14 protein-coding genes are annotated in these 14656 nt (G+C 45.0%); all 14 read right to left on the bottom strand.

The window, feature by feature from the left end; all coding sequences use genetic code 11:
- Positions 1-2 precede the first annotated feature (2 nt).
- The 14 genes from P2W84_RS09800 to P2W84_RS09735 all read right to left on the bottom strand — a co-directional run bounded on the left by P2W84_RS09800 (position 3) and on the right by P2W84_RS09735 (position 14631).
- Positions 3-530 carry a hypothetical protein gene (locus P2W84_RS09800; RefSeq protein WP_276089936.1) on the bottom strand — a complete coding sequence of 176 codons (528 nt, stop codon included), beginning with the start codon at positions 528-530 and terminating at the stop codon, positions 3-5.
- A 143-nt stretch (positions 531-673) separates the two neighbouring features.
- On the bottom strand, positions 674-2110 hold the full coding sequence (locus P2W84_RS09795) for a hypothetical protein (RefSeq protein WP_276089935.1): 1437 nt from the start codon (positions 2108-2110) through the stop codon (positions 674-676).
- Positions 2111-2198: 88 nt separating this feature from the next.
- Positions 2199-4964, bottom strand: coding sequence for a TonB-dependent receptor (locus P2W84_RS09790; RefSeq protein ID WP_276089934.1), 2766 nt, complete (start codon positions 4962-4964; stop codon positions 2199-2201).
- Between the two features lie 179 nt (positions 4965-5143).
- The gene (locus tag P2W84_RS09785; protein WP_276089933.1) at positions 5144-5665 is read right to left on the bottom strand and encodes an Mpo1-like protein; all 522 of its coding nucleotides are present in this window, start codon (positions 5663-5665) and stop codon (positions 5144-5146) included.
- A gap of 8 nt (positions 5666-5673) precedes the next feature.
- Entirely contained in the window at positions 5674-7236 is a 1563-nt protein-coding gene (gene rny / locus P2W84_RS09780) for a ribonuclease Y (RefSeq protein ID WP_276089932.1), read from the bottom strand.
- A 265-nt stretch (positions 7237-7501) separates the two neighbouring features.
- A complete protein-coding gene (locus P2W84_RS09775) occupies positions 7502-7792 on the bottom strand; it encodes a cell division protein ZapA (RefSeq protein ID WP_276089931.1) in 291 nt (96 codons plus the stop codon).
- A 33-nt stretch (positions 7793-7825) separates the two neighbouring features.
- Positions 7826-8116 (bottom strand): hypothetical protein, encoded by a 291-nt coding sequence (locus P2W84_RS09770; protein WP_276089930.1) that lies wholly within the window; start codon positions 8114-8116, stop codon positions 7826-7828.
- A gap of 29 nt (positions 8117-8145) precedes the next feature.
- Positions 8146-10545, bottom strand: a complete 2400-nt coding sequence (pheT, locus tag P2W84_RS09765) for a phenylalanine--tRNA ligase subunit beta (protein WP_276089929.1) — start codon at positions 10543-10545, stop codon at positions 8146-8148.
- A 57-nt stretch (positions 10546-10602) separates the two neighbouring features.
- The gene (locus P2W84_RS09760) at positions 10603-10797 is read right to left on the bottom strand and encodes a hypothetical protein (protein ID WP_276089928.1); all 195 of its coding nucleotides are present in this window, start codon (positions 10795-10797) and stop codon (positions 10603-10605) included.
- Between the two features lies 1 nt (position 10798).
- Positions 10799-12190, bottom strand: a complete 1392-nt coding sequence (locus P2W84_RS09755) for a radical SAM protein (protein ID WP_276089927.1) — start codon at positions 12188-12190, stop codon at positions 10799-10801.
- Positions 12187-12930 (bottom strand): prolipoprotein diacylglyceryl transferase family protein, encoded by a 744-nt coding sequence (locus tag P2W84_RS09750; RefSeq protein WP_276089926.1) that lies wholly within the window; start codon positions 12928-12930, stop codon positions 12187-12189. Before P2W84_RS09750 ends, P2W84_RS09755 begins: the two co-directional genes overlap by 4 nt.
- 1 nt (position 12931) lies before the next feature.
- Positions 12932-13633 carry a DNA repair protein RadC gene (gene radC, locus P2W84_RS09745; RefSeq protein WP_276089925.1) on the bottom strand — a complete coding sequence of 234 codons (702 nt, stop codon included), beginning with the start codon at positions 13631-13633 and terminating at the stop codon, positions 12932-12934.
- An 88-nt stretch (positions 13634-13721) separates the two neighbouring features.
- The gene (gene rpsT, locus P2W84_RS09740) at positions 13722-13976 is read right to left on the bottom strand and encodes a 30S ribosomal protein S20 (RefSeq protein ID WP_256004177.1); all 255 of its coding nucleotides are present in this window, start codon (positions 13974-13976) and stop codon (positions 13722-13724) included.
- Positions 13977-14091: 115 nt separating this feature from the next.
- Positions 14092-14631, bottom strand: coding sequence for an SRPBCC family protein (locus P2W84_RS09735; protein WP_276089924.1), 540 nt, complete (start codon positions 14629-14631; stop codon positions 14092-14094).
- Positions 14632-14656: the final 25 nt, after the last annotated feature.

The following is a 14656-nucleotide window of genomic DNA, read 5'->3' as shown; positions in this document are numbered from 1 at the left end:
CGCTAGTTAATCACAAAATTCGGATAGAAATATTGTTTGATAAACAACGTATCGGTCACCTTACTCCCACCCTGAGGCATCAGATACAGCTTTACCTCCAGCAGCCATTTAGTCTGATCAGCACGCTTATCAGGTGATACGTTAATTCCCTTAATATATCCCTCTACCGGTCTCATAGGTATACTAAAACAAGCAGGACATATGCTGGTCAGCAGCACTTTACTTTCAAAGTCCTGCCGCTTAAGATAAAATTCCCGTGCATCCTGCGGTGTACGGATATATAATCTGCTGTCTATACCAGAATAACGGAAGCTGGACCAGAACAACCGGTAATTACCCGGCTGAAACAACAACTGCTTGCTAATATCCGCACCTTCGGTATACAGAAATTCACAGTCCGCATTATCCGGACACACCGTCAGGTCTTTGTCGGTAATTTCAATACCGGTTTTCTTTACCCCGTCTTTTTTGCAGGAACTAAATACTGGCAATATGGCCAGCAAAAGCAAATAGGTAGCTGATATTTTCATATTCTCAATTGTTTGATTCTACAGGTAATACGGGAATTAAAAGTTCTTCGCTACAATGGCATTGTTAAGCTTTCGTTAAATCGGTTGAAACAAAAAAAGCGAATGCCATAGGCATCCGCTTTTAAGTATAATTCAGGTTTAAATTATTTTACAGCACCAGGGGTAGTGTAAGCAAGCGTCTGAGGATTAAAGTGAGCCCAGCCTTCTGCCCAGCTAGTAGTACCAAACGCACCTTTATAAGCTACATTTTCAAAGCCAGAAGATAGCTTAGCATTTGTAAAACTAGCCCCGCTAGCAGCGATAGAACCATCTACTACCCTGAAATCAGGAGTACCTTGTTTAGCGGCAGCAGCCAGGTCAGGAGCAAATTTGTAAGGATCTCTAACCACTGCACTTGCATATACATTCGCATCAAAAGTATTACCAGCAGTCAGTGCGGTCTTCAAAGCATCCAATATGCCAGCTGCACCCTTAATCTGATTAGATTTACCATTGCAACCCAAAACCAGGTTATTCGCAAATACCGAGCTGCCAGAAGTAAAGTTTGCATAGGTAGCTCCGGCAGTAGCAACCTTGGTATCATCATAATAGATGCCTTCAGTATAGCCAGCGAAAATAGAATTAAAGATACTGATAGAAGAATTACGGCGGATTTGAGCCGCATGCTGGAAGTTAGAGTTAATACTTCCTGCACCAGCAACGTCAATTGGTCCAAGGATCGTTACGTTTGAAAACACTGCTGAAGTTTTTGGAGTATTGTTACTTCCATTGCCGTCGTTGTCAGATTCGAAACCGTTAGAACCAGATACGTCAGCAGTCGAAGCCAGACGCTGAGCCAGCGCAAACTGAACTTTTCCTGAATATCCGAAGTCAGTATCGAAATCATCATCCCAGCTATCGATGGCCAAAAGGTGTTTACAATTTACAGTTCCGCCAAACCACTCGAATGAGTCGTCACCGGAACGGTAAACCTCTACATAGTCAATGGTAGTCCCAGAACCAACGCTGCCCATGGTCAGACCATTAATCTCGTTATCCGGCCCTAAAGCAATACCTGCAAACTCTATCCGTACATATTTCAAAGTTCCGGAATTATCGCCGTCTTCGTTGCCACCATATTTAGCTTTATCAGTATCATCAGAAATGCCTTCGATTTTGATAGAAGTGCCCTGGTTGTTGGTAGCTTTACCTAATAGGATTACACCACCCCAGTCACCTTTGTCCCTTGCACCTGCAGGCTGATTTGAGGTGAAAACAATTGGTTTATCAACGGTGCCGGCTGCTTCAATTTTAGACCCTCTTGTAATAACCAAAGAGCCTTTAGTAGCTTTGTCACCTTTGATAATCGTTCCTGGCTGAATAGTCAGTGTAGCATTACCAGTAACAAAAACATTCCCTTTAAGAAGGTATATTTTATCTGCGGTCCAGGTTGTGCTTGTAGAAATATCACCGCTTACGGTAACAACCCCGTCTGTTGCAGGCGGATCGATGATTTCGTTTGAATCTTTTTTAGAGCAACTTGCGAGAAGTACAAGTAAACTCAAGGCAGATGCTAATAACTGTTTTTTCATTTTGTTCATATTTATAATTTCAAAAGTATTAAGGAGAATTTAAGTACTCATTAACAGTTCTTTAAATAAATGTTAAGTCTACTCAAATGCTGTTAGGTCAGAAGTTATAGGAGAAAGATAGTGAGTAATTGGTACCAAGCTTATACCTGTTAATTGTCTCATCCTGGTTATTGTCGTCATATCTCTTATTTGCGTTGTTATCGTAATATAAGGTCGTGTAGTTGTTTAACAGATCGCCGACATTAAGCTTAAACTCGCCTTTGTTTTTAAAGGCCCTGAGACCAAGTTGCAAATCGATAACATTTCTTGGAGCTTCCCAGATACTTCCGAAATTCGATCCACCAACAACAGTGATTCTACGTCCCACTCTGTTGTACAGCGCATTGAAGGTCATTTTATTATTCAAAAATGTATGTTGCAAACCTGCATTAACGGTATATGGTGCCTGGCCTACCATTGGGCGCTCCTTCTCTAAAAACGTGATACCAGAATTAACCGGATTCACTGCATTTGACTTTACCAGTGAAAGATTAGTATAAACAGTAGTATTCTTAAGGAAGTCACTCTCCGAGATAAAATTCAATGATTTACGAACTTCAAGCTCCAATCCGTAAACAGTAGCCTCTTTAGAATTGAAATAGCTAATCGTCCTTGTTGAATTGTAATCTTCATTCAAAGGCTCGATTGCATCTTTAAACTGTTTGTAGTAAGCCGAAATGGAGAAGATCTGCCCTACTTCAGGATATAACTCAAAACGGACATCTGCATTATTGATCTGAGCGCGCTTCAACTTTGAATTTCCGTCCATAAAAGCCAACTGTTCGTAATCATAATAGGAGAACGGCGCCAGTTCCCTGAACTCCGGACGGGCAATTGAACGGTAATAAGACGCCCTCAGGTTGATTTTATCCGTCAGACTGTAAGTGAAATTTGCAGACGGTAAAATGTCCAGATAATCCTGATCAATAGGTGGCCTTAACGGATCTTCAGATTTGAGATTCAGGTTAAATTTCTCTGCCCTGACTCCCCAGACCAACCTAATTTTACTCCCTATTTTATTGTCCAGCATCGCATAAGCTGCATTCGTAAATGCATTTGCTGTATACATATCGGTCAAGCTGCCTATTTCACCAAGCTTATATAGGTTTTGATCAATAAGATCTTGTCCGAAAAGCGTATTAAGCGGTCTTATACGTATTTCCCTTAGTTGCTCAGGATCGGTTGTTTTTACTTCAGCGCCAATAAACCTCGCATTGAAGTCACGATCCCGGTAACCAGATGACAACCCAGCTTTAAAAGTTGCCGATTGGGCAAACATCTTTAAAGGGAGCGCGTAGTTAACAGCACCATTATAACCATTTTCATTCAGTGTAGAAAACAAACGCGTATTCTCTTTTCCGATACCAGTAATATTTGCTTCATAAGGTACATCCGGATCATTAACGTAGGCGATATTCCTCGCATAATTTACCTTCCGTTGGTCCGGCTGATCATTTTTAACGTTACTAAAACCAATAGACCAATTCAGCTTGGCATTCCTTTCACCTAGCTGATGGTTTCCCTCAACAGTTGATTTAAGTAATGACTTTTCAATCAAATCAAATGCGTAAAACTTGTTGTCAGAAGTAGTGGACTCATTTATACCTGTACGATAAGTATACACATCGTCAAATATTCTGTTATAGATATTTTTGAATGTTATTTTGCTTTTACCATACGTATAGGCAAAGTTTGCCAGCGCTCCTATGCTACTTGAAAACTTGTAAGTATTATCCCTGTAATCGTAAGTATAGAAGTCACGGTCTGCGTTTAACGTGGTGCTTTGCGCATTCCTGTAACTCAGAGATACAATAGCGCCTAATTTTTTGCCATTATTCTGAAAATCCTTAACCCTGCCAATAGTAAACTGGTAATTTTGGGTTGGCAGTGCAGCATTATTATAGATATTCCAGTCCTGAGACAAGCTCTTCAGTGCCGCATTATTCTGCGCATTGCTCAGTCCACCGTCCGCAACTATCCTCTTGGTCGAAGGAAAGCTTGGAGGGAGTTTTCTGTTACTTCCATCAAAAGTAAAATAGTCGGTAGTGTTCCTCTGACCGCTGTAAAAATCCTTAAAAGTAGAAACGGTATTGTAGCCGAGACTACCGCTCAAAGAAATATAGTTCTGATCAGGAATATCCTTAGTCTGGATCTGAATTGCGCCACCTGTGAAATCACCAGGAAGATCAGGCGTTGCAGTCTTATTAATGATCAGGTTATCAACCAGGTTAGAAGGAACGATATCAAAGGAAAACGCCTTCCTGTTAGGTTCGGTGCTTGGCAGAGACGACCCGTCCAGGGTAGCTGTGTTATACCTGTCACTTAATCCCCTGATCACTACAAATTTGTTATCCTGCACAGTTGCACCGCTAACACGTTTCAGGACATCAGAAGTATTTTTATCGGGAGACCGCTTAATCAGCTCGGAGGAAATACCATCAGATACTGAGGCACTGTTCTTCTGCAAAGCATATAAAGCATTCACACTCTCCTTCTTAAAATCGGCTTTAATCACGATTTCCTGTAAGTTTTGTCCGGCAGACTCATCAAGTATCACATTCAATACGGTACTCTTGCCGTTTGATACATCAATACCGCTAACCTCTTTGGACGTATAACCGACATATTGGAATACCAACGTGTATTTACCTGCTGACAGCCCTGGAAGTGAATAATTGCCGTCTACATCCGTAGCGGCACCCTTACTGGTATCCTTAATACGAACAGTCACCCCGATGAGCGTTTCACCGGTCTTTCCGTCAGAGACCTTACCGGAAATCTTTCCTGTTTGTGCAAATACTGCAGAGCCGATTATTACAAACATTATTGTAATAATTGCTTTCTTTAGATTTAATTGTGGTTTCAATTTGCTGAATATTAATTTTCAGCAAAGCTATTACCACAATGTTAGGCCTGTGTTAGGTGTAAATTACCTTTCGTTTAGCTAAGTGTTAATTCCATGTTAAGCGCCCTGGCCCATGCATCCGCGCAAGGCAATATCCATCAGTACCTCAGGCCTATTTTCTTGCAAACGAAGTGCAGCAGCCATATGGGGCCGATTAATAAGAATTTAACATCATCCAGAAACGACGGCTTCTTTCCTTCTATTTTATGGCCTATGAACTGGCCGATCCAGGCCAGTACAAATATACCCAGGCATGTCTGCCATAATGCAGGGCCACCTGCAGCCGCCCACTTTTCCAGCTGCACTACGCCGATGCTCATGGCAAATATGATCAGCAGCATCAGGTAAGACATTACCGGAGAAAGTCTGTAATAGTAATATATAGAAAAGGCGATCAGGAAGGAGGCCCAATTTACGTAACCATTGTAACGACCAAGAAAATCAAGGTGCGGAAACGGCACCGACCACACCAGCCCCAGCAGGCTGAAAACAATAGCCGGCACACAGATCCAGTGGATCAGTTTATTTGTCGGATGTTGATGGCTTTCCGCATATTTATCAAAAAGCACATCAGCCTCACTTCTTTGTACCATCTCTGCAGGCTTGTTTTTCCTGGCCATGGCTTAGGTTATTTAGCAAATGCTACCGACCTGGTTTCCCTGATCACTGTCACCTTAATCTGCCCCGGGTACGTCATCTCGGTTTGAATACGGTTAGAGATGTCCGCAGCCAGTAACTCCGCCTGCTGGTCAGTCACGCGCTCACTCTCAACTACTACCCTCAGCTCGCGGCCCGCCTGTATCGCAAAAGTCTTTTCAACCCCAGGGTAAGACAACGCCAGTTCTTCCAGTTCCTTCAAACGCTTAATGTAGCTTTCCACAACCTCGCGCCTTGCACCGGGACGCGCACCGGATATCGCATCACAAGCCTGTATGATCGGTGAAATCAGTGCCGTCATCTCAATTTCATCGTGGTGGGCGCCAATGGCATTGCATACATCCGGATGCTCCTTATATTTCTCGGCAAGCTGCATACCCAATATGGCATGTGGCAGTTCCGGATTGTCATCAGGCACCTTACCAATATCGTGCAAGAGACCGGCACGCTTTGCCATCTTTGCATTCAGGCCCAGTTCAGCCGCCATCGTTGCACAGAAATTCGCGACCTCACGCGAGTGCTGCAATAAGTTCTGTCCGTAAGAAGAACGGTAACGCATACGACCAACCATCCTGATCAATTCCGGATGCAACCCATGAATACCCAGATCAATTACCGTACGCTCACCTATTTCCACGATCTCATCTTCGATCTGCTTCTTTGTTTTGGCAACAACCTCCTCAATCCTTGCAGGGTGTATTCTTCCGTCGGTTACCAAACGGTGCAATGCCAGACGTGCAATTTCCCTTCTCACTGGATCAAAGCCAGATAAGATGATCGCCTCAGGGGTATCATCTACAATGATCTCAATACCTGTAGCCGCTTCCAGCGCGCGTATGTTACGTCCCTCACGACCGATCACACGTCCCTTAATTTCATCACTTTCAATATGGAATATAGAAACTGTATTCTCAATGGCAGCCTCAACCGCGGTACGCTGTATGGTCTGGATCACTACCTTTTTCGCTTCCTTAGCAGCAGTCAGCTTAGCCTCATCCACAATATCCTTTACCTGGATCATCGCCTGTGTCCTCGCCTCCTGCTTCATATTCTCTACAAGCTGTGCCCTGGCTTCCTCTGCACTGATTCCTGCAATGGTTTCCAGTTGTTTCACATGCTGATTCTTCAGCACCTCAACCTCCTCCTGCTTCTTCAGTGCAATATCTGTCTGCTTCTCCAGGTTCTTCCGCTGGTTGTCCAGATCCTGCTCCTTACGGTTTGCATTTTCGAGTTTCTGGTTCAGGGACTGCTCCTTCTGTTTCAAAGAGTTCTCTCGCTGACTGATCTGGTTATTCTTGTTGTTTACTTCTTTTTCATGCTCCGATTTCAGCTGCAGGAACTTCTCCTTAGCTTCCAGCAAACGGTCCTTCTTCAGTATCTCCGCATTAGTCTCTGCATCCTTCAGTATTTTCTTTGCTTTGTTCTGCGCCGCTACCTCCTGGCTTTTCAGCAGGCTACGCAGCAGGTACCGGCCAACAACGACGCCGATCACCAGGCCAACCAATACATAACCAATTATTCCTAATATTTCCATTTTGTCTTAAATCCCCCTATACGATGCCTGGGGCATGGCTTTAAAAAAATTAAAAAAAAACCGCAACTAAATTTAATGGGTCTCATGTTTTAAAAACCTCAACTAATTATAATTAGGATTTAAGTCATTTTCAGGTGCGTTCGCAAATGAAATACACTTTCTCAATCCTATAAATATTGAAGTGTTAAGTTTTAAAAAGTGAAACCCAAAAATCTAGCTGCGGCTAATATCTTTGCAATTCAAACTAAATATAAAGAACTTCCTTTTATTTAGAGAAAAAACCATTCAATAAATTATCCAGTTCCTCCACCTTGCCCGCTACAGCGATATCCTGGTGCTGAACCTTGTTCTCCACCCTGAGCGCTGCCGTCGCATAATGCAGTACAGACATTGAAAGCAGGTCCTGTTTGTCCCTGACCGCATAATTTTCCTGATAGTCTTTTATGCGCTCATTAATCATTTTAGCAGCCCTTCTTACAATCTCCTCCTCCTCCATGTTTACCTTTAAGGGATAAACACGATCGGCGATGGTTATTTTTATCGAGATTTCTCCCATTACTTTAGCTTTGTTTCACTACTCCTGCACTGCTTATTTTTTAAGCAATGTTACACACTTATCAATTTCACGCACAAAATCGTTAATTTTTTGCTTTATATCAAGAGTCTTTTCACTAGTACCCTCAATACTTTTCGCCAGCTTCAATACCCGCATCTTTTCTTCCAGTTCCGCGTTTTTGGAACTGAAGTCTTTTAACGAGTTCTTTACAGACTGGTTTTCAAGCTTTAGCAGATCATTCTCTTCCTGCAATGCATTGCACAACTCGATCAAACGGGCCGTTTTCAGCAATACTGAATTTAACTGATCTGCAACTATTGACATTATCTTTTCTGTTTAACGTAACCTGACTCCTATTTCCTGATCTCAGCTCCCGCGTTCTGTACTAAGTTAGTGATAATCTTTTGCATCACCGCATCGATCTGCTTGTCCGTCAGGGTCTGCTCCTCGTCCTGTAAAGTAAAATTCAATGCATAAGATTTCTTACCCGCCGGAAGCTTGTCACCGGCGTATACATCAAACACCTGTACGTTCCGGATCAGCTTCTTCTCCGACTTATACGCAATCGCCTTCAACTGGTCAAAATTTACAGCAGTATCTACCAACATCGACAGATCACGCCTCACCGCAGGATACTTAGAAACATCCCGGTTCACGATCCTGTTCTTCCTTACCATGTCCAGCAGCCCCGCCCAGTCAAAGTCTGCATAAAATACTTCCCTATCCACGCCAGTCTTTTTCCGGTCAGCCCCTGTCACTGCACCAAAGGTCACGATCGTCTTTTCACCCCTGAAATACTTCAATCCGTAAGCGAAATCCGCATCACCAATCTCAGCGGATTGATAACCCGTTACGCCGAGTCTGCCCAGAACCGCATCTACCGCAGCCTTCAGGTTATAAAAACTCGCGGGGGCAGCCTTATGGTTCCATTGTTCCGGTAGTACCGATCCGGACAATACCAGCAGCAAACGCGGACGCTCTATATATTGTCCCCCTATCAGGTGATAAGTCTTACCGAACTCATAAAATTTAATATCCGCTGTCTTCCTGTTTTGGTTATAAGCAACACTTTCCAGCGCAGGCATCAATAAACTCTGACGCATCACATTCAGATCAGAACTCAGCGGGTTTAGTATCTGAACTGCTTCCTCCGGATGCTTCGAATAAGCACCTTTCGTCAAAGAGTTGCACCAGATCTCCATAAAACCATTTGCCGTCAGCAGGTCAGCTACCGCATGTTGCGTTTGCTCACGGTCAGGCTTCTGACTGTAAGACAGGGAAGCATTGACCTTACTTGGTATCGCAATATTATCGTAACCATAGATGCGCAGTACTTCTTCGGTAATATCGCACGCTCTGGTCACATCCACCTTATACGGGGGCACCTCCAGCTGAAGCGTACCCTCAGCTTCAGATTTCACCGCAATACCTAAAGCAGTAACGATCGATTTTATTTCTGCATCCGGAATCTCCGCCCCGATCAGCTTATTAATATATGCATAACTTACCTCCACCTCAAATGGCTTCACCGGTATCGGGTAAATGTCAGAGACTTCAGAAGTAACCTTTCCACCACCAAGTACTACGATCAGCAATGCTGCGCGTTTCAGCGCCGTCACCGTCATATCCGGATCCGTACCCCGTTCAAAACGGAAGGAAGCATCCGTTTTCAATCCGTGCCGCTTGGCTGTCTTTCGTACAGATACCGCATTAAAATAAGCACTTTCCAGGAAGACATTTACCGTAGATTCAGTTACCCCCGAACGTTTACCACCAAAAACACCTGCAATGCATACCGGACCCTCTGCGTCACAAATCATCAGGTCATCCCCGGACAGTTTGCGTTCCACTCCGTCCAGTGTTATAAAAGGAGTTCCCTCCTCACACTTTTTCACGATTATTTTTCCCCCGCTGATCTGGTCGGCATCAAAGGCATGCAGCGGTTGTCCCAGATCATGCAATACATAATTGGTCACATCCACCACATTGTTGATCGGCCTGATGCCAATTACCTTCAACTTGTCCTGCAACCAGTCCGGCGAAGCTTTCACTTCTACCCCACTAATCGTCAGGCTGCTGTATCTAGGGCAGGCAAGGGTATCCTCAACCGAAACTCCCAGAGCCAGCCCGTCAGCCCCTGCATTAAAATCAGAAAGGTCAGGCATTTGCACCTGCTTACGGAAATAAGCCGCCAGGTCTCTTGCCACCCCCAGGTGCGAAGCCGCATCGGCCCGGTTCGGAGTCAGACCAATTTCATAAACATAATCATCCTCAAGTTTAAAATAAGCCTTTGCCGGAATACCCGCCGCCGTATCCGCAGGCAGCACCATGATGCCGTCATGCGACGCACCCAGACCAATCTCATCTTCCGCGCAGATCATACCCTCGGAAACTTCACCCCGGATCTTAGACTTGCTGATCTTAAAAGGCTCACCGTCGGTTGGATGAACTGTCGTACCAACAGTCGCCACGATTACCTTCTGACCCGCAGCCACATTAGGCGCTCCGCATACCACCTGCAGCACTTCAGGCCCGCCGACGTCTACCGTGGTCACACGTAACCGGTCAGCATTCGGATGCTGCACACAAGTCAGTACCTGGCCGGTCACCAGCCCTTCCAGACCACCAGCCACCGCCTGTACCTTATCGAGACTTTCCACTTCCAAACCGATATTGGTCAGAATCAGGGAAAGCTCCTGCGGGGTTTTATCCGTTTCGATAAACTGCTTAAGCCAGTTATAAGATATCTTCATTTTTTAAGTTCCGTAAAAAACGCAAAGATATTATTTAATGGCGAAAGCAGAAAAGTCTTATCCTATACTTAGGCCACCGATCATGGCTGCACAGGCTCCGGCCCCTATTACCAGCAGGACAATACCCACCAGTAAGATTTTCAGTCCCGGCTTGTAAGGCTTTTGCTGCACTGCTGCTGCAATCAGCTTTATCAGCCCGACCAGCAACAGTACCAGCATCCCGATCCAATAAGCAATCAGCAAAAAACCCATATCAGTTTATATTAATGGTTTCCCTGAGACGGTCAATCTTCCCGTCCCGGTAAAAAATATTCATCGTCTCAAAAGGAATAATCTTCAGCTTGTCACTGACAATATGCACACACGATTTCTTCACTGCCCTTACATCAAAATCGAGCGGGTCCATGAAATTCATGATAATGATCCTGAAAAGATTACTGTAATTAAGGTCGCCGCCCTGCACCCTTGGCAGGCAGCACATCAGTTCACCAAGCATGCCTTCTGCACAATCCACCGAAACCCCTGTACTGAACAGGTTAAGCATATGCTGTTTCAGCCGCTCGTCGTGTTCAAACACAATCGTGTTTTTGGAATTGTTTAGTAAATCATCCGGGTTAACCAGCCGCGTCATCGGCGCAACCTCCCCGTTCAGTTTGAGTGCGTAAGCCATACACAAGGCGTCAGGATTACAAGGCACAGGTATCAGGTCCGCGGGGGTAAACAACGGATACTGCTCCGTGATCTTCCGCCTCACCTCGGTAAGCGTGATCCGGCCGGAAAGGTCATCATAGTTGTCGTTACGACCAGCAACCTGTGTCGGCTGAAAGGTAACCCCGCGAACACAGGGCTGTTGCAGGGCATATTCCAGCACATCACCGATCTCATGATCATTGAGCCCCTTTTGCAAGGTCATCACCAGCGTGGTCGATATGTTGAAAGTGTTCAGGTGCTCAATTGCCTTTTTCCGCACTTCACTCAGATCTTCGCCCCTCAGCCTTTCCAGTACCCCGCCGTCAAGACTGTCAAACTGAAGGTAAATCTCAAAATCCGGCATGTATCCGGCAAGCCGCTCGGCAAAGCCTCTATCCCTGGCAATACGTATCCCGTTGGTATTCACCATCAGATGTTTTATAGGCTTTGACTTCGCCAGGTCAAGAATCGCAAAAAAATCTGGGTGTATCGTAGGCTCACCGCCAGACAACTGTACCACATCCGGTTCACCTTCATTCATGACCACTACATCCAGCATTTTCTCAATCTCCTCCAGTGTCCGGTGCCGTCCGTAATGCGGTGAAGACGTGGCATAACACGTAGGGCAACTCAGGTTACAACGGTCCGTCACCTCTACAATGGTCAGGCAGGAGTGCTGCTCATGATCGGTACAAAGGCCGCAATCGTAAGGGCATCCGTAATGCACCTTTGTATTGAACTTTAACGGCATTTCCGACTGCTTGTTAAAATTCCTGATCTGTTTGTAGTACTCTACATCGTCGGCGATCATCACACGGCTTTGCCCGTGTTCTCGGCAATTCTTCAGCATAAAAACCTTCGTATCCTGAAAAACGATCTTCGCGTCACACAACCTCAGACACTCTGGACAAAGGCTTTTGGTGTAGTCATAATAGATATAGTCTCTTGTCTTCATAGGGGAAGCAGCTTACGGGTCCATCTGCAAAGGAACCGGTAATAATAAAGGAAGATAAGCAATGCCGACCAATGTATACTGCTCAGACCAAAAAAAAGCGGCTGGTAAGGCTTTATGAACTCCACCATGAACCTCCAGAAAAAATAGAGTATCATGAAAGCCTTGAATCGCTCACCAGGTGCAAGCGCACGCTCGCGGATAAGATAAAAAAACAAAGCCATAAGCGCTACATAAGCCATCTCATACAGCGCTACGGGGTGCCTGATCAATCCGTCGCCCAGGTCCATTCCCCACGGCCAACTGGTTTCCACACCATATACAGGCTCATCGGTCCCCATCAGGAAACACCCGATTCGCCCGACAAACAGCGCAAGCAGAATGGGAAACACATAAACATCTCCTGAAGCCACATGAACACCGATCAGCTTTTTGATCAGCTCTACTCCAAGCAGCCCGCCCAGCAAACCACCTGCTATCGTTTTACTCTGATAAACAACTGCCCAGCTCAACTGCCCCAGCTCAGCGGGCGCCTCCAGAACAGCAAAGAGCCTCGAACCGATCAGTGCACCGACCATGGCCCCAAGCATGATCCACAGCCTGTCCTCATCAGAAACAGGATCAGCGATCCCTTTTCTCAGATAAAAGTAAAGCCTGACCCCTGCAAAAAAAGCCAGCGTCTCCAGAATGAAATGCCAATGGAAAGATTGTCCGAACAATTGAAATTTTACCGGGAACACCATATCAGATCAGTCCTTCATCTGCAAAACTATAATAACCCTGGTCTGTCACGATCAGATGGTCGAGCACGAACAGGTCCATCATTTTCCCCGCTTCCACCATTTTCCGTGTAATGCCGATATCCGCATTACTCGGCTGCAGATTACCGGATGGATGATTGTGTGCCAAGATCATATTTGCAGCATTGTGCTCCAGCGCCAGCTTGAAGATGATCTTAGGATCGGCCACTGTACCCGACTGCCCGCCTTTGCTGATCAGGCATTTCCCTGTTACCAGGTTTGCGCGGTTCAGCATCAGTATCCAGAATTCCTCATGGTTCAGATCAGCAAATACCGGCTTCAGCAAAGCGAATGCATCCCTTGAACCGCAGATTCTCGCCCGCCCGGCAGATTTGGTTTCGCCCCTGCGCCTCCCCAGTTCCAGCGCGGCAATAATGGCAATTGCCTTCGCCTCACCGACACCTTTAAATTTAGACAGCTCTTTTACCGAAAGCTTACCCAGCGCATCCAGGTCATTTCTGTAGCTGGCCAGTATACGCTTGCTCAGGTCAACTGCCGTCTCCTTAGTGTTGCCTGTACCAATCAATATCGCAATCAGCTCCGCATCGGTAAGCAGTCTTCTACCCAGCGTTATTAATTTTTCGCGGGGCCTGTCAGCCTCTGCCCATAGTTTAATACCCAGTTTTTGCGGACATAGTTGTTCCATCCCATTAACAAATTAAAATTACGAATAAAAAAACGGGGTATGCAATTGAATGCATACCCCGCAGTACGAGTTATGGGATAACTTATGCTTATTTCAGGCCATTTACAAATTTAGTCAGCTTAGATTTGTTGTTCGCTGCCTTATTTTTGTGAATCACGTTCTTTTTAGCCAAACGGTCAAGCATAGATACTACCTTAGGCAACAGCTCAAGACCAGTTTTTTTATCCTCTGCTGCACGCAGTCTCTTAATGAAAGTACGTGTAGTTTTAGCCTGATACCTGTTGCGCAGGCGCTTTGCTGCGTTTGCCCTGATTCTCTTTATTGAAGACTTGTGATTTGCCATTTTTTATTGTTAAAATATTTTATAGTTAGGGCAAAGCCCTTTTTTGTTCTATTTTTTTAGGACTGCAAATATAGAACTAATGTTTTTAATTTACAAAACCACAATCAGAATAATTTTATTTTTCCAATATGGTTTTCAGGTTGTTGAGTCCGCTTTGCAGATCCTTACCCAGCATTTCGTCCATATTCATCATCACCAGCATCAGGTTCATCGGATAATCCATACGACCGTAAAACCCCCACTTGACCAGCGTCTGTCCATTCCCGGTATCTTCGGTAACCATGTAAGCGCTATCATTCGCTTCAAAAGGCTTTATAAAATGCAGTTTCATGTCAATCCGCTCGCCATCCTTAATAGCTGCGATCGTCTGTTCGCCCTTACCCGCCTCCTTTTTCTCACTGTCCCAGGCATAGGTAAAGCCAACCGTACCATCCACACCGGTATAGGCCTTCTGCATATTCGGGTCAAGCTGGTTCCATACGCTGTAATTATCCTGGTTCTTAATGTGTTTCACATATTCAAACACTTCCTGCCTGGGCTTGTTAATCGTCGTCTGCCTTTCCACTGCATAATCCTTTTTGATAAAGATAGCCGCTATCAGGGCGATTACAATAATACCCAGAACAATTAAAAGAATAGTTTTTAAAATTTTCATGTCTGTTGGTTTAAGTTAGCTTTTT

The organism is Pedobacter sp. JY14-1 (genome assembly GCF_029269825.1).
Lineage (GTDB): Bacteria > Bacteroidota > Bacteroidia > Sphingobacteriales > Sphingobacteriaceae > Pedobacter.
This window is presented reverse-complemented; position numbering and strand designations above follow the sequence as displayed.

Bases quoted from the DNA above. Each gene is read 5' to 3' on its own strand.
- P2W84_RS09800 (WP_276089936.1), bottom strand. From the start codon at position 530: ATGAAAATATCAGCTACCTATTTGCTTTTGCTGGCCATATTGCCAGTA.
- P2W84_RS09795 (WP_276089935.1), bottom strand. From the start codon at position 2,110: ATGAACAAAATGAAAAAACAGTTATTAGCATCTGCCTTGAGTTTACTT.
- P2W84_RS09790 (WP_276089934.1), bottom strand. From the start codon at position 4,964: ATGTTTGTAATAATCGGCTCTGCAGTATTTGCACAAACAGGAAAGATT.
- P2W84_RS09785 (WP_276089933.1), bottom strand. From the start codon at position 5,665: ATGGCCAGGAAAAACAAGCCTGCAGAGATGGTACAAAGAAGTGAGGCT.
- rny (WP_276089932.1), bottom strand. From the start codon at position 7,236: ATGGAAATATTAGGAATAATTGGTTATGTATTGGTTGGCCTGGTGATC.
- P2W84_RS09775 (WP_276089931.1), bottom strand. From the start codon at position 7,792: ATGGGAGAAATCTCGATAAAAATAACCATCGCCGATCGTGTTTATCCC.
- P2W84_RS09770 (WP_276089930.1), bottom strand. From the start codon at position 8,116: ATGTCAATAGTTGCAGATCAGTTAAATTCAGTATTGCTGAAAACGGCC.
- pheT (WP_276089929.1), bottom strand. From the start codon at position 10,545: ATGAAGATATCTTATAACTGGCTTAAGCAGTTTATCGAAACGGATAAA.
- P2W84_RS09760 (WP_276089928.1), bottom strand. From the start codon at position 10,797: ATGGGTTTTTTGCTGATTGCTTATTGGATCGGGATGCTGGTACTGTTG.
- P2W84_RS09755 (WP_276089927.1), bottom strand. From the start codon at position 12,190: ATGAAGACAAGAGACTATATCTATTATGACTACACCAAAAGCCTTTGT.
- P2W84_RS09750 (WP_276089926.1), bottom strand. From the start codon at position 12,930: ATGGTGTTCCCGGTAAAATTTCAATTGTTCGGACAATCTTTCCATTGG.
- radC (WP_276089925.1), bottom strand. From the start codon at position 13,633: ATGGAACAACTATGTCCGCAAAAACTGGGTATTAAACTATGGGCAGAG.
- rpsT (WP_256004177.1), bottom strand. From the start codon at position 13,976: ATGGCAAATCACAAGTCTTCAATAAAGAGAATCAGGGCAAACGCAGCA.
- P2W84_RS09735 (WP_276089924.1), bottom strand. From the start codon at position 14,631: ATGAAAATTTTAAAAACTATTCTTTTAATTGTTCTGGGTATTATTGTA.